Below are 21855 nucleotides of genomic sequence, written 5' to 3'. Positions count from 1 at the left end.
CTCAAAAGCAGTGGGAAGCTGTTAGCGGCAAGAGTCGCCTGCACCATCGCCGTGTGTGCAGTGCGAGCGCGCTGATGGGTCGCGTAGCCGAATTCCTGAATGATAAAAATCTTCCCAGTCACTAAACTCGCGCCCTTTTGCGCGTTTACACCCTAAGCGCCACGGATTCCGGCTGACTCATGACCCCTCTCGCTCGCTTCAACCTGTTGCTGCCCGGCCTGCTCGCCCTGTGCGGCGTCGCCCAGGCTGATGACCCCGCGCTGATCCTCGACCCCAGCGTCGTCACCGGCTCGCGCAGCGCCAGCCCGACCTTCGACCTGCCCTACTCGGTGGACGGCATCAGTCGCGAGCAGATCAGCGACGGCCAATTGGGCATCAACGCCTCCGAAGCCCTGGCCCGCGTGCCCGGCCTGGTGGTGCAGAACCGCCAGAACTATGCCCAGGACCTGCAGATTTCCTCCCGTGGCTTCGGCGCCCGCTCGGCCTTCGGTGTGCGCGGCATCAAGCTGATCGCCGACGGCATCCCCGCCAGCACCCCGGACGGCCAGGGCCAGGCCGCCACGTTCAACCTCGACACCGCCGAGCGTATCGAAGTGCTGCGCGGCCCGGCCGCCACCCTGTATGGCAGCAATGCCGGCGGCGTGATCCAGATGTTTTCCCGCGATGGCGAAGGCCCGCCACGCATCGGCGCCGAAACCCTGGTGGGCAGCGACGGCCTGAACAAGAACCACCTGAGCGCCGAAGGCGCGGCGAACGGCGCAGGCTTTGTACTCGACGCCTCGCGCATGGATACCAACGGCTACCGCGACCACAGCAGCGCCCGTCGCGACCAGACCTTCGCCAAGCTCAATGTCCAACCGGATGACGACAGCAAGCTGGCGCTGATCTACAGCAACCTGGAGCAGAACGGTACCCAGGATCCACTGGGGCAAACCTGGGACGCCTACAAGGCCGACCCGCGTTCGGTGAGCAGCAATGCGCTGACGTACAACACGCGCAAAAGTATCGATCATCAGCAATTGGGCATGAATTATGAACGGTACTTCGGCGATGCGACGCTGCAGGTGAACGGGTATACCGGGCGGCGTAGTGTGGTTCAGTATCTGTCGATCCCGGACAGGTTCGGCAGTGGCGCCGCCAATCCGGCTAACGCTCGCGGCGGTGTGGTAGCTTTCGACCGCAAGTTCTATGGCGGCTCCCTCCATTGGTTGCAACCTATCACCAGCGCACCCGGCGAGCTGACCCTGATCACCGGCCTCGACTACGACCGCAGCCAGGATGATCGCCAAGGTTATTCCAACACCGTCAATGGGGTGCATGGTGTCAAAGGGGCCTTGGGCCGCGATGAAATCGATACCGCCACCAGCCTCGACCCGTTCGTGCAAGCCAACTGGCTGCTGGGTGACTGGACCCTGCAAGCCGGCCTGCGCCACAGCACCATGGAAATGGACGTAGACGATCACTTCCTCAGCGACGGCAACGACAGCGGCAGCAAGACCTACCAGAAGAACACGCCGTCGATCAGCGTCATGTACGCCTTCACACCTGACTTGCACGGTTATGTAAGCGCGGGCAAAGGTTTCGAAACCCCAACCCAGGCCGAGTCCGCGTATTCCAGCACGGCGAACGGCTTCAACTTTGCGCTCAAGCCATCGGTCAGCCAACAGTATGAAGTTGGCCTGAAAGCTCGCATTGGCCAGGACACCCGCGTGAATGCGGCCCTCTTTCAGATCACCACCGAGGACGAACTGGTAGTGCAGCAATCCAGCGGAGGGCGCACCACTTACCAAAACGCCGGCCGCACCCTGCGTCGCGGCTTCGAACTGGGCATCGAAAGCCAACTCGCCGAACACTGGAGCACTAACCTCGCCTACACGCGCCTGCAAGCCACCTATGACAGCGACTTCACCAGCGGCACAACTGCCGTCGACAAAGGCAACTACCTCCCCGGAGTGCCGCAAACCACGCTGTTCGCCGAGCTGAACTGGAAACCCCGGGACTGGGTCAGTACCGCAGTCGAAGGCCTGTACCGCAGCAAGGTCTACGTCGAAGACACCAACAGCCAACACGCCGCGCCGGGCTACAGCGTGTTCAACTGGCGCGCACGGTTCGAGCAGAAGGTCGAACACTGGACCTTCCACCAGACCCTGCGCCTGGATAACCTGCTGGACCGCCAGTACGTCGGTTCGGTGATCGTCGGCGACGGCAATGGCCGCTACTACGAAGCGGCGCCTGGGCGCTCCTGGTATGCCGGGGCGGGTGCCGAGTATCAATTCTGAACGCACCACACCTTCAATGTGGGAGGCCCCGCGCTGTCGCGCAGCAAACCGGAACCCCTGTGGCGAGCGGGCTTGTCCCGCGTCGGGCTGCGCAGCAGCCCCAAAACCGGGCGCAGAGGAGTACCTGATACCCCGCATTCGTCTTCATCAGGGGGCGCTTCGCACCCGACGCGGGACAAGCCCGCTCACCACCGGAATGCGGTCGCCTGAAATTGTTTATGCCCTAAGGGGAGTTTGCTCATGCCCCCAAGCGTCGGATGGAGTCCAGCTTTGGGGTGCAACACTAGACGCGCTCCAGCATCCGCCGACTGGCGAAACTGAAGCTCAGCACGATAAAGATCAGCACCCCGGTCGCCACCTGCTGCCAGTAGAAATTCCAGCCGATCAGCAGCAGCCCGTTGGCGATCACGTTGATAAACAACACGCCCAGCAGGGTCCCCGGAACATTCGCCCGTCCCTGTCGACTCAAGGTGGTGCCGATAAACACCGCGCCAATCGCATTGAGCAAAAACGCGTTACCGGACAGCGGCACATAGGCGCTGACTGTCGAGCTGAGCAACACGCCGGCCACCCCACAGGCCAGGGCGGTTGCCAGGGCCACGATGGTGACGATGCGCCGCACCGATAACCCCGAGTAATACGCCAGCAGCGGCTGGGTGCCCTGGGCCAGCAACTCACGGCCCAGGCGTCCGCGCGCCAGGGCCAGGCCGTAGAACAGCGCCAGCCCCACTACCACCAGCAGCGGTGTCAGCCCCATGAGTTCAGGCTTCAAGCCTTGGCTGATATAGATCGGCTGGCCGCCGTCCGAGAGCAGTTGCTGGGCGCTGGTGCCGATAAACAACGTGCCAAGGGTGGCCAGGAACGGACTGATGCGCAGCCCGGCAATCAGGCCGGCATTGACCAGCCCCACCAGCAGCGCCGCCGCCAGCGCGCCCGTGGCCGCCACCGCCCAGCCATGGCCGCCATTGAGCAGCACCACAAAGCTGAAACTGGCAAAGTCCAGCGCCGTGCCCACCGACAGGTCGATGCCACCGGCCGCCACCGCGTAGGTCATGCCGATGGCGACAATCGCCAGCAGCACGAAGTTGTTCAGCACCAGGCTTTGCAGGTTGCCAGCACTGAGGAAGCCCGGCGCTTGCAGCGCAAACACCACGACAATCAGGGTGAACACCAGTGGCAATGTCAGCGGCAATACTGCGCGTGCGTTCATGCCGTCGCCCCTTGGTTCACTGCACTGGAGGCTGCGACGACCAGCAGGATCAACACGCCCTGCACACCATTGACCCAGAAGCTGGAGAGGTTAAGCAGTTGAAAGCCATTGATCAGAAAACCGATCAACAGCGCTGCCAGCAAAGTCCCCGGAATGCTCGCCACCAACCGGCGGGAAAACACCACACCGAGAAAGGCGATCGCCACCACCGACAGCAGCATGTCGCCGGAGCCGGTGGTGCTGCCGCTGAAGAATGCCGCCGAACACAGCGCAGCCACCGCGGCACATAGACCGGACAGCAGATAGCTCGACAACACGTAGACGGGCACTCCAATGCCCGCCGCTTCGGCCGCCTGGGGGTATTCGCCCACCGCATGCAGGCGCAGCCCATAGGCCGAGTGCTGAATCAGCAGCGTCAGCACGCCCGCCGTCACCAGCAGCACCCAGGCCAGGGCCGGTACGCCCAACCAGGCGCCGCCACTGAGCAGGTCCAACAGCGGCGAGTCCGTGGAGACCACCGTGTTCTCCGTCAGCACCAACTCCAGCCCGGCCAGTACATTCATGCTCGCCAGGGTCGCCAGCAACGGCGGCAAACGCAGCACCACCACGGCCAGCCCATTCAGCAAGCCGACCGCCGAACCGCAGCCCAGGGTCAGCAGCAACGTCAACCCGAGATCCAGGCCGGCATTATTGAGGCGGCTGAATACCGCCGCGCACAAGCCCAGGTTGGCCGCCAGCGACAGGTCCAGCCCTCCAGCCACCACGTTCGAACCGCCGCCGATAATCACGCAGGTGAGCCCGAAGGCCAGCACGCCGAGGATCGCCGACTGGCTGAACACATTGGCCAGATTACCCACCGACAGAAAATTCGGCGCAGCCACGGCAAACCCCAGCAGGATCGCCACAAAAACCCCCACCGACCCACGGCGCAGCACCAGCACCCACAATCGCTGCGATAACCCAGGCGTCGCCGCTTCAAGCATGTTCCACCTCTCGAGCGCTTAAAGCCGCCGCAGCCACGGCTCCCGTCGCACAGGCCAGCAACTGATCGCTGTCCGCCTCCCCGGCACGGAATTCACCGGCGATCTCACCCCGATGCAGCACCAGGATTCGGTCACTGATCCCCAACAACTCCGGCAAATCCGACGACAACACCAGCACCGCCGCGCCCTCTTCCACCAAGCGTCCGATCAAGCGATATATCTCTACTTTGGCACCCACATCCACGCCCACACAGGGCTCATCCAACAGGTACACCGCCGAGCGGCGGCTCAGCCATTTCCCCAGGGCGACCTTCTGCTGGTTGCCACCACTGAGCTGGCTGACCGCCACTTGGGGCCCAGGCGCCTTGATCGCCAATTCGTCGATCAGCCGCAGGCTTTCCGCCTGCTCCTTGCGGCGGCTCAACAAGCCCCAGCGGCTGAACCGCCCGAGCCCCGCCAGCGTCAGGTTTTCCAGCACCGAAAGCACTGGCGAAATCCCCTGGCTGCGCCGCTCTTCCGGCACCAGCGCAATGCCCTCGGCAATCGCCTGGGCCGGCGAACGCAGGCGCAGCAAACGCCCGTCCAGATGCACACTGCCGCTGTCGGCGCGCTCGACACCGAAGAGTGTCTTGAACAACTCCTTGGCTCCCGAGCCGACCAGCCCGGTCAGGCCGACGATTTCTCCGCGCCGCACGTCCAGATCGATCTGCCGATAGCGCCGCGCCAGGCTCAACCCGCGTACCTGCAACAGCGGCGCTCCCAGTGCAACCTTGGCCTTGGGGTACATCTCCTGCACCTCGCGATTGACCATCAGCCGCGCAATCTCGGCGCTGGACGTATGCCGGGGCTGCACCACCGCCACGTCCCGACCATTGCGCAGCACCGTGACTTCATCGCACAGACTGTCGATTTCCTGCAGGTAATGGGAGATGTACAGGATGGATAAACCCTGGTCGCGCAGGCGCTTGACGATGCGCAGCAACTGGTCGACCTCGCGCTTGACCAACGCCACGCTGGGCTCGTCGAACACCAGGATCTTCGGCTGGCGAATCAACGCCCGGGTGATTTGCAGCACCTGGCGTTCGGCGCTGTTCAGCTCGCTCACCAGCGCACCGGCGGGCAATTGCAGATCAAAATATTCCGCCAGCAAGCGCTCGGCTTCACGTTGCTGCCGACGTCGATCCACAAAGGGCCCGCGCCGCAATTCATGCCCGAAAAACAGCGCCTCGCCCACGGTAAAACTGGCGGGCAACAGACGCTCCTGATGGATGAACTGCACGCCCAGCGCATCCACCTGACGCGGTGACAAGGCGGCGTACGACTGGCCATCGATACTCACCTGCCCCGCGTCCGCCTTGTGGATGCCGGCCAGGATCTTGATCAAGGTCGACTTGCCCGCACCGTTCTCCCCCACCAGGCCGTGGATGCTGCCGCGTTCGACTTTAAGGCTTGCGTCATCCAGCGCCAGGGTGGCGCCAAAGCGTTTATGCAAGTGTTGCAGGTGCAATGCCGGCATCAGTCACCCCGCAGTTGCTGAACCTGGTCCAGGTTGGCCGCGGTGGTCAGCAGCGTGGCCACATGGGTTTCCTTGGGCAGGTCTCGTTGCCCTGCAAGGTAGCGCGCCACGTTCTGCACAGCGGTCTTGCCGATCAACGCCGGTTGCTGCGCCACCACCGCCCCCACCGGCGAATTTGCCTGGCCGAGCAGCGCCAGCACTTCCGGCGTACCGTCGACGCCGTAAGTCTTGATCTCGGTGCGCCTGGCATCGATCAGCGCCTTGCTCGCGCCCAACTGCGGAATGTCCCACGCCGACCAGATCGCCGAGACGCTGCCCGCCGGGTACTTGTTGAGCAGCGCCGAGACTTGGGAATAAGCATCCTGCACGGTGTTGGGGATCACGTCGCGAAGCTCCGGCTGGATGATTTCCAGCTGGGGGTAATCCTTGAGCGCCAGCTTCAACTGGTCATAACGGATCGCACACACCGGCACGCCGTAGAAACCGTTGAACACCAGGATCTTGCCTTTGCCGCCGGCGTCCTTGATCAATTGATCGGCCAACGCCTTGCCGGTGGCGACGTTGTCGGAGGTGGTGTTGTTGAGGCTGTACTGGGACGGTGCATCGATGGTGAAGAGCGGGATGCCAGCCTTGCTGATGCGCTTGAGCCAGGGATCGATCACGCTGAGGGTGCCCAGGGTCTGGATCACGGCGTCGGGTTTCTGGGTGACCACGGTTTGCAGCTGGGTCACCAGGTTCTTGTCATTACGCCCGGCATCGAGGGTGATCGGCGTGCCGCCCAGGCGCTTGATCTCATCGACCTGGGCCTGGAACGCCTTGATATCGAAATAGTGACTGGTGCCGGTCATGCTCACGGCAATGCGCTTGCCGGCCAGGGACGGCACAGCCTCATCGCCCTCGGCGGCCTGGACACTGACGACATGGCCCAGCAACAGCACGGCGCCAAGGCAGATCAAACGGGAAAGCGAGGAAAGGCTGGAAGGCATACAGGGCTCCGCTGCGACCGGTGAAAGGGTTCACCAGGAGGCATTGCAGAGCCCGTGCCAGGATTTTATTGCATTAAATCAAGGGGGTAACGTTTGCGGGTTAAGGCGGGCTGTCGTTCTGGGCCAACAACTGTCTGATAACTGTTGCTCAGGCAACAGCTCTTGATCGGTCACCCTGCGCGGGAACGGTCAGGTCGGTTGCTTCGGCAAACGCTGATCAATCAGCTGATACAACGCACTACTCTCAGGCCAGTTCCGCATAAACCGCGCACGGTCCCTGGCATACGCCGGGGCGAAGCTGGCGGCAGAGCTGTGTTGGCACATCGCGTCGAGGTCGATCAGCGACCAGCGATCCTTATCCCAGAACAGGTTATGGCCCTTGAAGTCGCCATGGCTGATGCGCTCGCGAATCAGCTCGGCGAACAACTGGTCCAGCGCCAACAGTTCGTTTTCCGGCGCGTCACCGTGTTCGATATAGGGCGCGAACCGCTCGATGATGTCCGGGCCCGGCAGGTATTCGGTGACCAGGTAAGCGCGGCTGCGCAGCCAGAAAAAACGCTTTTCCAGGACGGCCAGCGGCTTGGGCGTGGCGATGCCGAGGAAGGCCAGGCGATTGCCTTCGCGCCAGGAATGCCAGGCGCGGCTCGGGCGCCAGAAGCGCTTGAGCCAATGGGCAACGCCCTTGATGTTGTAGCGCTTGATCACCAAGGGCCGGCCGGCTACGTCGACCTTGGCCACGCTGGCCGCACCACCGGTCTTGTACAGGTGGCCCTGGTCGAGCAACGCATCCGCCTGCTCCAGCACCGGCAGCATCGCCGGTTCTTCCTCGCGACGGATCGCACGCAAGGCAAAGGCGCCACGCACCACACTGAACAGCGTGCAGTCGCGGCCCACCTTGTTCAACAAGTCCTTCAGGCGCCAGGCGCTGACCTTGCGCACCTGTTTTTCCAGGGCTTGCAGGGGCAAGGCGTGCTCGCCGTTGCTCAGCAGGTAGTACACCAGCAGTTCTTCGGTAAACGGCTCGAGGTTTTTCGGCAACTGGGCGAAAAACACCCCGAGGTTTTCCAGCACGCGGTTGCGCGACAGTGGCTTGCCCGCCTCCTCCACACGAATGCCGGCGCCATCGATCAAGTACAGCTTGCCGTCCTGGCGCAGCAGGTTGTCCAGGTGCAGGTCTTCCTGCCACAGGCCCTTGGCATGCATCTGGCCGATCGCACCCAGGGCCTCGGCCAGCACGGCGGTTTGCTCCTCGGCCAGTGGCGGTAGCGCTTCAACGGCGTGCCAGGCATCGGCCAGGCTCTCGGCACCTTCGATAAACTCGAACAGCAGCCAGCCGCCCTCGCCGTCCTGCAAGCCATCGGCGAGCAACAGCGGGGTGGTCAGGCCTTGCTCGGCCAGCAGGCGTACGCCGCTGAGTTCACGCTGGAAATGCCGTGCGGCCTTGCCGCCCACCAATAACTTGGCCAGCACCGGACGCCCGCGCCATACCGCCGCGCCCACGTAACGCTCACCCGGCAATACCCGCAACAGGCTCAGCAGTTGCAGTTGGCCCGGGCCGGCGGCATCCGCCAGGTCGATGGTGAGGGGCAGGCTCGGCCTGCGACCGGCGCTTTTCAACTCGGACAGGCGCATCAGCGGTTCTCCTTGTGGCTACGCCGCTTCGTCAGGCGTTGCAGCCAGGTGGTGACGAGTGCGCTGCCTTCGGGCTGATCGAGGTAAGCCGCCAGCAGTTGACGCACCTGGGCGTCGGACCACTGTGGCGCACGGCGCAACAACGGTTCCAGGTCCTTGACCCGGTCACGCCAGCCGAACAGCAGCGGGCGGGTTTTCTCCAGGTCGATCAACTGCGCGGCGTAGCCGTCACCGGTGGCCTGCAGGAAAATATGCTTGGGGTAGAAACAGCCATGCACCTGGCCGACGCTGTGCAGGCGGCGCGCCAGTTGACCGCAGGCCAGCAGGATCGCGCAGTGCTGGGCATCGCTGAGTTGCGCCCATTGCTCCAGCAATGAATCCAGGTCATTCCAGCCGTCCAGGGCACGGGTCAGCAGCATCGCGCGGTGCTCACCGGCGACTTTGCGCTCGCCGTAGAACGCCGCCTGCAGCGCCGGGATCCCGAGCTTGCGGTAACGGCTGATATTGCGGAACTCGCGGGAGAAACTGGGCTCGCCCAAAGGCCGGTGCAAGCTGCGCGTGAGGTAGTTGCTCTGGCGCTTGAGGTAATAGCCGTGGCCGTCGAGCTCCAGGCGAAACACGCTGCTCCAGCCGCCACGGCTGGTGTTCGGCTCGTCCACCGCGTCCAGTTGCCGGGCCCACAGGGCGTCGAATGTCGCGAGGCCGTGGCGCTCCAGCAGGGCGCGATCTTCAGCCGCCAGGAAATCACTCATTCACGTCCCTCGAAAAACTTCACTACGTGGCGAATCCGCCGTTTGTCCGACTCACTCAGGTGCCGACACCCACGGTACTGCATGTAGAAGCGCAGGCGCTGAGTGGCCGACAAGTGATACTTGGCCACCTTGTCCAGGCAGGCCAGGTCCTTGGTGATGCGGTACTTGAGCCAGAAACCGCGCCAGAAATCACCGTTGGGGCAATCGATCAGGTACAGGGTGGCCTGGTCGTCGATCAGCAGGTTGCGCCACTTCAAGTCGTTATGGGTAAAGCGATGATCGTGCATGGTGCGCGTGTATTCGGCGAGCTGGCGGCTGACCGCGCTGACCCACTTGGGGTCGCGCAGGCGCGCATCCTTACGTTCGGCCAGGACCGAGAGGTCTTCGGTCCTCGGCAACTCGCGGGTGATCATTGCGCCACGATCATAGGCCAGGCCGCTGCGCGCCAGGCCCCAGGCGACCACATCGGCGGTGGGAATGCCCCACTTGGCGAAGCGCTTGAGGTTCTGCCATTCGGACTTGACCCGCGGCTTGCCCAGGTAGCGCCGCAGGCCCTTGCCGGCACCGGTATAGCGCTTGACGTAGTAATTGACCCCGCCACGCTCCACCCGGATCACTTCCGACAGCGGGTCGCGGGTCAGCCGCTCGCCTTGCAGGGCAAATACCGCTTCGAGGCTTCCAAAATCATCCGCCAGGGCGGCGTAGGCAGGCTCCAGGTTCCAACCCGCCATCAGATCGCATCCCCATAACGTTGCTTGCGCGCGTAGAGCTTGTCGGCCTTGCGCTGCATCAGGCCCAGGGACGCCGACTGCTCGGCCAGGACCTGGCGCAATGGCTGGCGGAAGTAGCCCTTGAGGAAGCGCAATTTATCGCGCCGGGTCAGGCCGATGTCCAACGCCGAGTAATACAGCGCGGAGAGGTCCTTGTCGCGCCAGCGCAGCGGCAGACGGGCGCGCATTTGCGCCCGGTGCAGGTCGATCACCGAGAGCTTGATGTTGCGTGGGTCGATCGGCCTGGACGTGTCCAGCAGGAAGTGGCACAGGTAGCAGTCGCGGTGATTCACGCCGCCCCGGTGCATGTCGCCGACCATGCGCGCCAGTTCGGCCGTGAGTGCATGGCGCAGTGCAGGTGTGGGCGGTTCGGCGACCCAGTTGACGGCCAGGTCTTCAAGGCTGATGGTCGGCGCCAGCTCTTCGGTGATGATGAACGAGTGCTGGTCCGCCGGGTTGCTGCCCTTTTCGCCAAAGGCCACGCCGGTCATGGTCGGTACGCCGATCGCCTGCAAGCGGTGAATGGCATCCCATTCCAGGCCTGCGCCGAGCACCGGCAGCTTGGCGGTGATCAGGTTCTTGAAGATTTCCGCCCAGCCGATGCCGCGGTGGATTTTGACGAAATACGGGCGGCCATCCACCTCGGTGCGCAGCGTGCGACGCGCCGCCAGTTCACGGAATACCTGGCCTTGCAGTTTCTCGACTTCGGCGAAGGCATCACGCCCGGCCCATAACGTCTTGAACGGTTCGGCAAGAATCAACTTCATCGTTTTGGCTCCGCCAGAATCACATCCGCAGCGTGCTGCGGCATGCTGTAGAGGTCGGCCGTCTCGGCGAAGGCCAACCCATTGCGGCCCCAGGCCGCGCGCTGTGCAGAATCGGTCAACATCTGCGCCAGGTACCGGTTCAACTGAGCCTGTTCAAACGGCTCGTCCAGCACCAGGCCGCTGTCGGCTTCGGCGATGTAATGGGCATAACCACACACGGCCGAGACCAGCACCGGCAACCCGGCCACCAGGGCTTCGAGCAACACGGTGCCGGTGTTTTCGTTGTACGCCGGGTGGATCAACAGGTCGGCGCCCAGCAGGAAGCGCGGAATATCGCTGCGCCCCTTGAGGAACTGCACGTTATCGCCCAGCCCGAGGGTGGCGCTTTGCAGTTGGAATACCTTGGGGTCGTCCTGGCCGATTACAAACAGGCGCGTGCGTTTTTTCAGCTCAGCCGGCAATGCGGCCAGCGCTTTCAGGCTGCGATCGACGCCCTTGGTCTTGAAGCCGGAACCGATTTGCACCAGCAGCAGGTCGTCATCGCCCAGGCTGAACTCCTTGCGGAACCCCTCACGAATCTCGGCCGCATTCGGCGGCGCGCGGCGGTCCTGGGCAATGCCCGGTGGCAGCAGGTGGAAGCGCTCCAGCGGCGTGTCGTAATGCTTGATGAACAGCGGCTGCTGCACTTCGGAAATCATCAAGACTTCGGTCTTGGCGTCCTTGGCAAACACCGCGCGCTCGTACTCGGCAAAGTGGCGATAGCGGCCAAAACTGCGGTACAGCGAATGACGCAGGTTTTGTGCCTTGTCTTCAAAGCAGCCGTCGGCGGCGTAGTACACGTCCAGGCCGGGCATCTTGTTGAAGCCGATCAGGCGGTCCACCGGGCGCTTGGCCAGGTCGGCCTCCATCCAGGCGCTGAGCTTCTCGTTGCGCCGATGGTTGAAGAACGCCTTGACCGGCGCCACCAGCACTTCGAAGCCGGGCGGAATGTCGCCCTCCCAGATCAGCGTGTAGACACGAATCTGATGGCCGCGCCGCTGGCACTCCAGGGCGATGCGCATGAAGTCGCGCTGCAGGCCGCCGAAGGGGAAATATTTGTACAGAACAAAAGCCAGTTGCATCAGTGCAGCTCCTCAGCCAGTAACAACGTGCTCAGCCGGGTTGCCACACGCTCAGGGTTCAAGCGCGTGAAACACAGGGGCGACTCGCGCTTGATGTCGAACCGACGCAGGTCGTCGGCCGTCGGTTGATAGGTACATTGTTTTTGCAGGCACGGCGCACAGGCAAAGTCGCTGGCCAGGTGAATCTGGCCCTTGCCGTAGGCGCCGGTCAGGCCGGGGTTGGTGGGGCCGAACAGGGAAATGGTCGGCACATCCAGCGCCGCCGCCAAATGCCCCAGCCCGGTGTCCACCGCCACACAGGCGCGGGCGCCGGCCAATACCCGGGCCACGCCGGCCAGGTTCAGCTTGGGCAGCACTTCGGCGTTGTTCAGGCCTTGGGCCAGGCGCTCCGCACGGGCCTTTTCGGCGGCGTTGCCCCAGGGCAACTTCACGTCCACGCCCAGGCGGCCCATACGTTCAGCCAACTCGCGCCAGTAGGCCTCGGGCCAATGCTTGGTGTCCCAGGTAGTACCGTGCAGCAGCAGGACGAAGGGCTTTTTCGGCGGCAGGCCGAGCAGTTTTTCGGTGCTGAGGCCGTAGTCGCCCAGGCCTTTGGGCAAGTCATAGCCGAGGGCCACGGCGAACAGTTGGCGCAAACGCTCCACCGCATGCTGCCCACGGGCCACGGCCAGGCGCCGCGAGTAGAAGCGCGCCGCAATCGGCTCACGGGCCGAGTGTTTGTCGAATCCGGCCACCGGAGCCCGCACGTAGCGGGTCAGCCAGGCGCTTTTGAACAGGCCCTGGGCATCGATCACCAGATCGTACTTGGTCGACTGGACTTGCTGCTTGAAGCGCCGCCACTCGCCGCTCTTGAAGGTTTGCCAGAGGTTCTTGCGCCAGCGGCGGATCGCCACCGGGATGACCTTGTCCACCGCCGGGTGCCAGGTGGGGATTTCAGCAAAGCCTTCTTCCACCACCCAGTCGAAGCGAATGCCGGGGATCGCCCGTGCCGCGTCAGTCAGTGCCGGCAAGGCATGGATCACGTCGCCCAGGGATGAGGTCTTGATTACCAGTACCCGCAACTCAGTGAACCTCGACCACGTCGCCCTGCAATCGCTGCAAGGCATCGGTTACCGGCTGCGGCAGCAATTGGCGCAGGCAGTTGTAATGGCCGAAGCGGCAGGTGCGATCAAAGCACGGGCTGCACTCCAGCCCCAGACGCACCACTTCGACCTGGTCGGCCAGCGGCGGGGTAAAGCCCGGCGAGGTGGAGCCGTACACCGCCACCAACGGACGGTTCAGCGCAGCGGCCACATGCATCAGGCCGGAGTCGTTGGACACCACGGCGTCAGCACAGGAGAGCAAGTCGATGGCCTCGGCCAGGGACGTGTCGCCACTGAGGTTGACGGCCTCTTCGCGCAGGCCCGGGATCAGGCGCTGGCGAATGTCTTCACCCACCGAGTGATCGTTTTTCGAACCGAACAACCACACCTGCCAGCCTTCGCGAATCTTCATCTCGGCGACTTTGGCGTAGTGGTCCGACGGCCAGCGCTTGGACTCGCCAAACTCCGCACCGGGGCACAGGGCCAACACCGGACGATCCAGGACCAGGCCGAACTTGGCGAGTGCCGCATCGCGGGTGACCGGGTCGATCTGCAGGCTGGGCCGCGGGTACGGCTTGGGCAACTCGACGCCCGGCGCATAGGCCAGGGCCATGAAGCGTTCGATCATCAGCGGGTAACGCGCCTTGTCCAGCGTGCGTACATCATTAAGCAGCACATAACGAAACTCGCCGCGCCAGCCGCTGCGCTTGGGGATACCGGCAAAATACGGCACCAGCGCCGACTTCAGCGAGTTGGGCAGCAGGATCGCCTGGTCGTACTGGCCCGCCAGGGATTTGCCGATGCGGCGGCGGGTCGCCAGTTCCAGGGCACCGTGGCCGAGCGGAAAGCTCAAGGCCTTGCGCACTTCGGGCATGCGCTCGAGGATCGGCCGGCTCCACTCGGGGGCAAGCACGTCGATCTGGCAGTCCGGGTAGCGCATACGCAGGCTCTGGAACAGAGTCTGCGCCATCACCATGTCACCGACCCAACTGGGCCCAACGATCAGAATATTCATGTAGTTTCCACAAACGATGCGGGGAGGCTTATGCCTCCCCGCCCTAATAGTGTTTCAACCCAACCCCAGCGCCTGCCAGATTCGCATCACCTGGCGCCGTTCGTCAGCGAACTGATCACCGGGTACCGTACCGGCCTCGTTCTGCAAGGCCTGGCGATGCGCGGCGGAACGGTAGGCCTTATACACCTCGCGCAGCAGATGGGCATCGGCGGCGGGCATCAAACCCACCTGCTCCAGGCCTTCCAGAATGCGGATATTGTCGGTATAGCGCAGCAACGACGGATGTTGCGCAGACCACGCCAAAGCCGCGTATTGCACCATAAATTCAATATCGACGATACCTCCGGCGTCCTGCTTGAGGTCGAACAGCACCGTGGCGTCGAAGGCATTGGCGCCGGTGCCGGCCGCCGTGGCCTTGGTACCCAGGTTGTCACGCATCTTGGCGCGCATCTCGCTGACCTCCTGGCGCAACTTCGCCAAGTCGCGCTCACGCCCCAGCACCTTAGCCCGTACCCGCTCGAATGCCTGGCCCACATCCTGGCTGCCCACCAGCACCCGCGCGCGGATCAGGGCCTGATGTTCCCAGGTCCATGCTTCATTTTGTTGATAGCGGTCAAACGCCCCCAGGGAACTGACCAGCAACCCGGATGCGCCGGATGGGCGCAGGCGCATGTCCACTTCATACAACTGGCCGGAGTTGGTCTGGGTGGTCAGTAGATGAATGATCCGCTGGCCCAGGCGCGTGAAGAACTGCGCGCCGTCGATCGGCTTGGCGCCGTCGGTCTCGGCCTGCGGGTCGCCATCGTGGATAAACACCAGGTCCAGGTCCGAACCATGCCCCAGTTCGATGCCGCCGACTTTCCCATAACCGACAATGATGAACCCAGGATCGCACAAGGTGCCGTCCAAACGCTGCGGCGAGCCGTGGCGGGCCACCGTCTGGCGCCAGGCCAGGGCCAGCACTTGTTCGAGGATGGCTTCGGCGAGCCAGGTCAGGTAGTCGCTGACTTTCATCAACGGCAGGCTGCCGGCGATTTCCGAAGCGGCCACGCGCAGGCGGTGGGCCAGCTTGAAGTGCCGCAGGGCTTCCATCTGCTGTTCAAGATCATCCTCGGGGATGCGCGTAAGGCGCTCGCGCAACTCGGCGGCAAGTTCCGGCGCCAGCGGTGGCTTGAACAGGCGGCCTTCGTTGAGCAACTCATCCAGCAGCAGCGGGAAGCGCGTGATCTGCTCGGCGATCCACGGGCTGGCGGCGCACAGGGTCAGCAGGCGGCGCAGGGCGTCGGGATTTTCCGTCAGCAGCACCAGATAGGCGGAACGCCGGGCGACGGCCTCCACCAGCGGCAGTACACGCTCCAGCACCAGGTCCGGGTTGGCGTGCTCGACGGCCTGGGCCAGCAAGCGCGGGATAAAGGCATCCAGGCGTTCACGCCCCAGGCGCTGCATGGCCCGCAGTTGCGGGCTGTTGCGCAGGCTGGCCAAGGCTTTAAGGGCCTTGGTGGCGTCGGTGAAGCCGCCTTCAGCCAATTGACGGCAGGCGGCCTCTTCATCCTGGGACTCTTCCCACAGCGGCAGCCATTCTCCGCCCACGACCAACTCGCTTTCCGCCCCTTCTTCTTCATCAGGATCCGCAATCACCTGGCGGAAGTGCCAGTCCACACGGCCACGCCAATGCATCAGGCGCTCATGAAAGGCCGCCCAGTCGGCAAACCCGAGCATAAAGGCAATGCGCGCCTGGTCTTCAGGGCTGTCCGGAAGCATTTGGGTCTGGCGGTCGGCAATCGCCTGGATCGCATGTTCGGTGTAACGCAGGAATTCATAGCCATTACGCAACTCGGCGATCACCGCCGGCGGCAGGTAGCCCTGGCCTTCCAGGGTGCCGAGCACCTTGAGCAGCGGCCGCTGCTGCAGGCTGAGGTCGCGGCCGCCATGGATCAGCTGGAACGCCTGGGCGATAAATTCCACTTCGCGGATGCCGCCCGAGCCCAGCTTGATATTGTCGGCCATGCCTTTGCGTCGGACTTCCTGCTGGATCAGCTGCTTCATGGTGCGCAGCGCCTCGATGGCGGAAAAGTCCAGGTAACGGCGGTACACGAACGGCCGCAGCATATCGAGCAGCTGCGCACCGGCCATTTGGTCACCGGCGACCACGCGCGCCTTGATCATGGCATAGCGTTCCCAGTCGCGACCCTGGTCCTGGTAGTACTGCTCCAGCGCGTTGAAGCTGAGCACCAGGGCGCCGGCCGAACCGTAGGGACGCAGGCGCATGTCGACACGGAACACAAAGCCGTCGACGGTCATCGGGTCGAGGGCCTTGATCAATTTTTGACCAAGACGAATAAAGAACTCCTGGTTATCCAGGGAGCGCTTCACGCCCACGGTTTCCCCGCCCTCGGGGTAGGCGAAGATCAGGTCTATATCCGACGACAGGTTCAGCTCCACCGCACCGAGCTTGCCCATGCCGAGGATGACCATATGCTGCGGCTCGCCGCTGCGCCGCCCGGTCGGTGTGCCGAACTGCACGCAGTGGCGCTGGTACAGCCATTGGTAGGCCTGGTCGATGCTGGCGTCGGCCATGTCGGAGAGGTCACGACAGGTTTGCACCAAGTCGGCCTGACGGGTCAGGTCGCGCCAGATGATGCGCACTTGCTGGCGCGTACGCTGACGACGCAGTACGCGGCCCAGCTCATCTTCTGTTTCGGCCTGTTGCACGGCACCGGCAATCTGCCCGCACAGCTCGCCCGGCGCAAAGCCGCGGTCCAGCTCGCCCCAGGCCGCCAGCTCGAGCAACATCAAAGGGTCACGAACACTCTGTTCAATGACGAAATCACTGGCGGCGCACACCCGGGCGAAGTCGGCCCACCGTTGCGGCGTCCACGAAGAAAGGCCATGATCGTCGTCCAGCGCGGCCACGGCGTCACGAAATGACTGCTCGGCCCGCTGGGCCTTTGGCAACAGAATGGCCGGCAGTTCGGCCAGCGTTGGAAGGCTCATGGTCTATCCTTGGTCGGCGTGTAAATGGCTTGCTGCTGTGAAGGCAAGCACCGCGCTCGATGAAGGACTGTCGAACAAAGGTGATAAATAGCTGAAAATATGTAATTTTTGGCAGGCAACATTAAACTTCTACCTTTTCTTGTTCGCAAAAGATCAACAATAACGATTATGCTCACCAGCCAGACCGAGCAATCCGCTCGGTCTTGTGTAGTTTTACTACTCGTATATACATTCGAAAGGCTGAAATGGCCGACGATTTGTAGTAAAACTACAGGACGCCGAAGCAACCTTCGGCCATCCAAGAATTTATGTCGTCTGCCCACAAGGCCAGTCGCAAACTTCAGGCAACCGATTCTGGTAGCCTTTCCGCCCTGGAGCAAGCCATGCAAGACCTCGATCCCGTCGAAACCCAGGAATGGCTGGACGCCCTGGAATCGGTTCTCGACAAAGAAGGCGAAGACCGTGCTCACTACCTGATGACCCGTATGGGCGAACTCGCGACCCGCAGCGGCTCGCAACTGCCCTACGCCATCACCACGCCATACCGCAACACCATCCCCGTCACCCACGAAGCACGCATGCCTGGCGACCTGTTCATGGAACGCCGCATTCGCTCGCTGGTACGTTGGAACGCCATGGCGATGGTAATGCGCACGAACTTGAAAGATTCTGACCTGGGCGGTCACATCTCCAGCTTCGCTTCCAGCGCAACCCTGTATGACATCGGCTTCAACTACTTCTTCCAGGCCCCGACCGAAGAACACGGCGGCGACCTGATCTACTTCCAGGGCCACACCTCGCCAGGCGTCTACGCCCGTGCGTTCATGGAAGGTCGCATCAGCGAAGAGCAAATGAACAACTTCCGCCAGGAAGTCGACGGCCAAGGCCTGTCGTCCTACCCGCACCCTTGGCTGATGCCTGATTTCTGGCAGTTCCCGACGGTATCCATGGGCCTGGGCCCGATCCAGGCGATCTACCAGGCACGCTTCATGAAGTACCTGGAAGCCCGTGGCTTCATCCCGGAAGGCAAGCAGAAAGTCTGGTGCTTCCTGGGCGACGGCGAGTGCGACGAGCCGGAATCCCTGGGTGCCATCTCCCTGGCCGGCCGCGAGAAGCTGGACAACCTGATCTTCGTCATCAACTGCAACCTGCAGCGCCTCGACGGCCCGGTTCGCGGCAACGGCAAGATCATCCAGGAACTCGAAGGCGTGTTCCGCGGTGCCCAGTGGAACGTGACCAAGGTCATCTGGGGCCGTTTCTGGGACCCACTGCTGGCCAAGGACGTCGACGGTATCCTGCAACGTCGCATGGACGAAGTCATCGACGGCGAGTACCAGAACTACAAGGCCAAAGACGGCGCGTTCGTACGTGAACATTTCTTCAACACGCCTGAACTCAAGGCGATGGTTGCCGACCTGTCCGACGACGAGATCTGGAAACTCAACCGTGGCGGCCACGACCCGTACAAGGTCTATGCGGCGTACCACGAAGCGGTCAACCACAAAGAACAACCGACCGTCATCCTGGCCAAGACCATCAAGGGTTATGGCACCGGTGCCGGCGAAGCGAAAAACACTGCGCACAACACCAAGAAGGTTGATGTTGAAAGCCTGAAGCTGTTCCGCGACCGCTTCGACATCCCGGTCAAGGACGAAGAGCTGCAGAACCTGCCGTTCTTCAAGCCGGAGCCGAACAGCGCCGAAGCCCGCTACCTGAGCGAGCGTCGTACCGCACTGGGCGGTTTCGTGCCACAGCGCCGCGCCAAGAGCTTCAACATCCCTACACCTCCGCTGGATACCCTCAAGGCAATCCTGGACGGCTCGGGCGACCGTGAAATCTCCACCACCATGGCCTTCGTGCGGATCCTCGCGCAGCTGGTCAAGGACAAGGAAATCGGCTCGCGTATCGTCCCGATCATCCCGGACGAAGCCCGTACCTTCGGTATGGAAGGCATGTTCCGCCAGTTGGGCATCTACTCCTCCGTCGGCCAGCTCTACGAGCCAGTCGATAAAGACCAGGTGATGTTCTACAAGGAAGACAAGAAGGGCCAGATCCTCGAAGAAGGCATCAACGAAGCGGGCGCCATGAGCTCCTTCATCGCTGCCGGTACTTCGTACTCCAGCCACAACCAGCCGATGCTGCCGTTCTACATCTTCTACTCGATGTTCGGCTTCCAGCGTATCGGCGACCTGGCTTGGGCAGCGGGCGACAGCCGTACCCGTGGTTTCCTGATCGGCGGTACCGCCGGCCGTACCACACTGAACGGCGAAGGCCTGCAACACGAAGACGGTCACAGCCACATCCTGGCTGCCACCATCCCGAACTGCCGCACCTTTGATCCAACCTACGGCTATGAGCTGGCGGTGATCATCCAGGACGGCATGAAGAAGATGACCGAAGAGCAGCAGGACGTTTTCTACTACATCACCGTGATGAACGAGTCCTACCAGCAGCCAGCCATGCCGGCCGGCGTGGAAGAAGGCATCATCAAGGGCATGTACCTGCTCGAAGAAGACACCAAGGAAGCGGCGCACCACGTGCAACTGATGGGCTCCGGCACCATCCTGCGTGAAGTCCGTGAAGCGGCGAAGATCCTGCGTGAAGAGTTCAACGTCGGCGCCGACGTCTGGAGCGTTACCAGCTTCAACGAACTGCGTCGCGACGGCCTGGCCGTAGAGCGCAACAACCGCCTGCACCCGGGCCAGAAGCCTGCGCAGAGCTATGTCGAAGAGTGCCTGGCCGGCCGTAAAGGTCCAGTCATTGCCTCTACCGACTACATGAAACTGTTTGCTGAACAAATTCGCCAGTGGGTCCCGTCCAAGGAATTCAAAGTCCTGGGCACCGACGGTTTCGGTCGCAGTGACAGCCGCAAGAAGCTGCGTCACTTCTTCGAAGTCGACCGTCACTTCGTGGTGTTGGCAGCCCTGGAAGCCTTGGCTGACCGCGGTGAGATCGAACCCAAGGTGGTAGCTGACGCTATCGTCAAGTTCGGGATCAACCCGGAAAAACGCAACCCACTGGACTGCTGAGGAGATTTTTTGTGAGCGAACTCATTCGCGTACCTGACATCGGCAGCGGTGAAGGTGAAGTAATCGAGCTGTTTGTGAAGGTCGGCGACACCGTCGAAGCCGACCAGAGCATCCTGACCCTGGAATCGGACAAGGCGAGCATGGAAATCCCTGCTCCCAAGGCCGGCGTGGTCAAGAGCCTGAAAGTAAAGCTGGGCGACCGCCTGAAAGAAGGCGACGAACTGCTGGAACTGGAAATCGAAGGTGCCGCTGATGCGGCCCCTGCGGCGGCACCTGCTGCCGCTGCTGCACCGGCGCCTGCCGCGGAAAAACCTGCCGCTGCTGCCGAGGCTCCTGCAGCCCCGGCGGCTGCTCCAGCCGCAGCGACTGTCCAGGACATTCATGTTCCGGACATCGGTTCGTCGGGCAAGGCCAAGATCATCGAGCTGCTGGTCAAGGTCGGCGACACCGTCGAAGCCGACCAGTCGCTGATCACCCTGGAGTCCGACAAGGCCTCCATGGAAATCCCATCGCCGGCTGCCGGCATTGTGGAAAGCATCGCGGTCAAGCTGGAAGACGAAGTCGGCACTGGCGACTTCATCCTCAAGCTGAAAGTACAAGGCGCTGCACCGGCTGCCGCTCCAGCCCCTGCGGCCGCTCCGGCTGCGGCAAAGGCTGAAGCTGCACCGGCCGCTGCCGCACCTGCGCCTGCTGCAAAAGCCGAGGCCGCTCCGGCCCTTGCTGCTGCACCTGCGCCAAGCGGTGCCAAGGTTCACGCAGGCCCGGCGGTTCGCCAACTGGCGCGTGAATTCGGCGTCGAGCTGAACGCTGTGTCGGCCACTGGCCCACACGGTCGCGTGCTGAAGGAAGACGTGCAGGTCTACGTCAAAGCCATGATGCACAAAGCCAAGGAAGCTCCGGCTGCCGGCACTGCTACTGGCGGCGCGGGCATTCCACCGATCCCGGTGGTGGACTTCAGCCGCTTCGGCGAGACCGAAGAAGTGCCGATGACCCGCCTGATGCAAATCGGCGCGTCGAGCCTGCATCGCAGCTGGCTGAACATTCCGCACGTGACCCAGTTCGACCAGGCCGACATCACCGACCTGGAAGCTTTCCGCGTTGCGCAGAAAGCCGTGGCCGAGAAGGCCGGCGTGAAACTGACCGTGCTGCCGCTGCTGCTCAAGGCCTGTGCGCACCTGCTCAAGGAGCTGCCGGACTTCAACAGTTCGCTGGCGCCAAGCGGCAAGGCGATCATTCGCAAGAAGTACGTGCACATTGGTTTTGCCGTCGACACGCCGGATGGCCTGCTGGTACCGGTCATCAAGAACGTCGACCAGAAGAGCCTGCTGCAACTCGCTGCCGAAGCGGCTGCACTGGCTGCCAAGGCCCGTGACAAGAAGCTCACCGCAGACGACATGCAAGGCGCGTGCTTCACCATCTCCAGCCTCGGTCACATTGGCGGTACGGGCTTCACGCCAATCGTCAACGCGCCGGAAGTGGCGATCCTGGGTGTTTCCAAGGCCACCATCCAGCCAGTCTGGGACGGTAAAGCGTTCCAGCCGAAGCTGATGCTGCCACTGTCGTTGTCCTATGATCACCGTGTGATCAACGGCGCGGCTGCTGCACGCTTCACCCAGCGCCTGAGCCAGTTGCTGAACGACATCCGCACCATCCTGCTGTAAGCCACAGCGGCCTCCCTTTCATCGGGGAGGCCTGGTTGCAACGATTTCCGAGCGCCAC

General features: G+C 62.9%; 15 protein-coding genes. 3 read left to right on the top strand and 12 right to left on the bottom strand.

Annotated features, from left to right (window positions below; translation table 11 throughout):
- The first annotated feature begins 179 nt into the window (after positions 1–179).
- A complete protein-coding gene (locus tag Q8X51_RS21805) occupies positions 180–2279 on the top strand; it encodes a TonB-dependent receptor family protein (protein ID WP_315871272.1) in 2100 nt (699 codons plus the stop codon).
- Between the two features lie 283 nt (positions 2280–2562).
- On the opposite strand, the gene Q8X51_RS21800 is transcribed toward Q8X51_RS21805, so the two are convergent.
- From Q8X51_RS21800 to glnE, 12 genes are all read right to left on the bottom strand, one after another.
- The gene (locus Q8X51_RS21800; RefSeq protein WP_330215460.1) at positions 2563–3489 is read right to left on the bottom strand and encodes an ABC transporter permease; all 927 of its coding nucleotides are present in this window, start codon (positions 3487–3489) and stop codon (positions 2563–2565) included.
- A complete protein-coding gene (locus Q8X51_RS21795; protein ID WP_407693574.1) occupies positions 3486–4472 on the bottom strand; it encodes an ABC transporter permease in 987 nt (328 codons plus the stop codon). Before Q8X51_RS21795 ends, Q8X51_RS21800 begins: the two co-directional genes overlap by 4 nt.
- Entirely contained in the window at positions 4465–5988 is a 1524-nt protein-coding gene (locus Q8X51_RS21790) for a sugar ABC transporter ATP-binding protein (RefSeq protein ID WP_074848542.1), read from the bottom strand. The genes Q8X51_RS21795 and Q8X51_RS21790 overlap by 8 nt, the downstream gene beginning before the upstream one ends.
- Positions 5988–6974, bottom strand: coding sequence for a sugar ABC transporter substrate-binding protein (locus Q8X51_RS21785; protein ID WP_074848540.1), 987 nt, complete (start codon positions 6972–6974; stop codon positions 5988–5990). Before Q8X51_RS21785 ends, Q8X51_RS21790 begins: the two co-directional genes overlap by 1 nt.
- A 189-nt stretch (positions 6975–7163) precedes the next feature.
- On the bottom strand, positions 7164–8606 hold the full coding sequence (locus Q8X51_RS21780) for a lipopolysaccharide kinase InaA family protein (protein WP_407693573.1): 1443 nt from the start codon (positions 8604–8606) through the stop codon (positions 7164–7166).
- Complete coding sequence (locus Q8X51_RS21775; protein ID WP_065925666.1) at positions 8606–9358, bottom strand: lipopolysaccharide kinase InaA family protein; 753 nt, start codon at positions 9356–9358, stop codon at positions 8606–8608. Before Q8X51_RS21775 ends, Q8X51_RS21780 begins: the two co-directional genes overlap by 1 nt.
- Complete coding sequence (locus Q8X51_RS21770; RefSeq protein WP_407693572.1) at positions 9355–10089, bottom strand: lipopolysaccharide kinase InaA family protein; 735 nt, start codon at positions 10087–10089, stop codon at positions 9355–9357. Before Q8X51_RS21770 ends, Q8X51_RS21775 begins: the two co-directional genes overlap by 4 nt.
- Positions 10089–10895 (bottom strand): lipopolysaccharide core heptose(I) kinase RfaP, encoded by an 807-nt coding sequence (gene rfaP / locus Q8X51_RS21765; RefSeq protein WP_407693571.1) that lies wholly within the window; start codon positions 10893–10895, stop codon positions 10089–10091. Before rfaP ends, Q8X51_RS21770 begins: the two co-directional genes overlap by 1 nt.
- Complete coding sequence (locus Q8X51_RS21760; protein WP_323145873.1) at positions 10892–12016, bottom strand: glycosyltransferase family 4 protein; 1125 nt, start codon at positions 12014–12016, stop codon at positions 10892–10894. Before Q8X51_RS21760 ends, rfaP begins: the two co-directional genes overlap by 4 nt.
- Entirely contained in the window at positions 12016–13077 is a 1062-nt protein-coding gene (gene waaC / locus Q8X51_RS21755; RefSeq protein ID WP_027604955.1) for a lipopolysaccharide heptosyltransferase I, read from the bottom strand. The genes Q8X51_RS21760 and waaC overlap by 1 nt, the downstream gene beginning before the upstream one ends.
- Before the next feature lies 1 nt (position 13078).
- Positions 13079–14113: a lipopolysaccharide heptosyltransferase II gene (waaF, locus tag Q8X51_RS21750; protein ID WP_407693570.1), complete on the bottom strand. Its 1035-nt coding sequence runs from the start codon at positions 14111–14113 to the stop codon at positions 13079–13081.
- 54 nt (positions 14114–14167) lie between these two features.
- Positions 14168–17107, bottom strand: coding sequence for a bifunctional [glutamate--ammonia ligase]-adenylyl-L-tyrosine phosphorylase/[glutamate--ammonia-ligase] adenylyltransferase (gene glnE / locus Q8X51_RS21745; RefSeq protein ID WP_065925671.1), 2940 nt, complete (start codon positions 17105–17107; stop codon positions 14168–14170).
- Between the two features lie 383 nt (positions 17108–17490).
- On the opposite strand from glnE, the gene aceE reads away from it, so the two are divergent.
- Both aceE and aceF read left to right on the top strand, forming a co-directional pair.
- Entirely contained in the window at positions 17491–20136 is a 2646-nt protein-coding gene (gene aceE, locus Q8X51_RS21740; protein WP_407693569.1) for a pyruvate dehydrogenase (acetyl-transferring), homodimeric type, read from the top strand.
- A gap of 11 nt (positions 20137–20147) precedes the next feature.
- Positions 20148–21797 (top strand): dihydrolipoyllysine-residue acetyltransferase, encoded by a 1650-nt coding sequence (aceF, locus tag Q8X51_RS21735; RefSeq protein WP_407693568.1) that lies wholly within the window; start codon positions 20148–20150, stop codon positions 21795–21797.
- The last annotated feature ends 58 nt before the right edge of the window (positions 21798–21855 follow it).

Origin of the sequence: Pseudomonas sp. Yb2C2, from assembly GCF_052112325.1 — a bacterium.
Classification (GTDB): domain Bacteria; phylum Pseudomonadota; class Gammaproteobacteria; order Pseudomonadales; family Pseudomonadaceae; genus Aquipseudomonas; species Aquipseudomonas marginalis.
Note: the sequence above shows the minus strand (reverse complement) of the source record. Positions and strands in the feature narration are given on the sequence as shown.

What these genes read in the sequence shown, in the direction of transcription:
- Q8X51_RS21805 (WP_315871272.1), top strand. Translation starts at nt 180, where the DNA reads ATGACCCCTCTCGCTCGCTTCAACCTGTTGCTGCCCGGCCTGCTCGCC.
- Q8X51_RS21800 (WP_330215460.1), bottom strand. Translation starts at nt 3,489, where the DNA reads ATGAACGCACGCGCAGTATTGCCGCTGACATTGCCACTGGTGTTCACC.
- Q8X51_RS21795 (WP_407693574.1), bottom strand. Translation starts at nt 4,472, where the DNA reads ATGCTTGAAGCGGCGACGCCTGGGTTATCGCAGCGATTGTGGGTGCTG.
- Q8X51_RS21790 (WP_074848542.1), bottom strand. Translation starts at nt 5,988, where the DNA reads ATGCCGGCATTGCACCTGCAACACTTGCATAAACGCTTTGGCGCCACC.
- Q8X51_RS21785 (WP_074848540.1), bottom strand. Translation starts at nt 6,974, where the DNA reads ATGCCTTCCAGCCTTTCCTCGCTTTCCCGTTTGATCTGCCTTGGCGCC.
- Q8X51_RS21780 (WP_407693573.1), bottom strand. Translation starts at nt 8,606, where the DNA reads ATGCGCCTGTCCGAGTTGAAAAGCGCCGGTCGCAGGCCGAGCCTGCCC.
- Q8X51_RS21775 (WP_065925666.1), bottom strand. Translation starts at nt 9,358, where the DNA reads ATGAGTGATTTCCTGGCGGCTGAAGATCGCGCCCTGCTGGAGCGCCAC.
- Q8X51_RS21770 (WP_407693572.1), bottom strand. Translation starts at nt 10,089, where the DNA reads ATGGCGGGTTGGAACCTGGAGCCTGCCTACGCCGCCCTGGCGGATGAT.
- rfaP (WP_407693571.1), bottom strand. Translation starts at nt 10,895, where the DNA reads ATGAAGTTGATTCTTGCCGAACCGTTCAAGACGTTATGGGCCGGGCGT.
- Q8X51_RS21760 (WP_323145873.1), bottom strand. Translation starts at nt 12,016, where the DNA reads ATGCAACTGGCTTTTGTTCTGTACAAATATTTCCCCTTCGGCGGCCTG.
- waaF (WP_407693570.1), bottom strand. Translation starts at nt 14,113, where the DNA reads ATGAATATTCTGATCGTTGGGCCCAGTTGGGTCGGTGACATGGTGATG.
- glnE (WP_065925671.1), bottom strand. Translation starts at nt 17,107, where the DNA reads ATGAGCCTTCCAACGCTGGCCGAACTGCCGGCCATTCTGTTGCCAAAG.
- aceE (WP_407693569.1), top strand. Translation starts at nt 17,491, where the DNA reads ATGCAAGACCTCGATCCCGTCGAAACCCAGGAATGGCTGGACGCCCTG.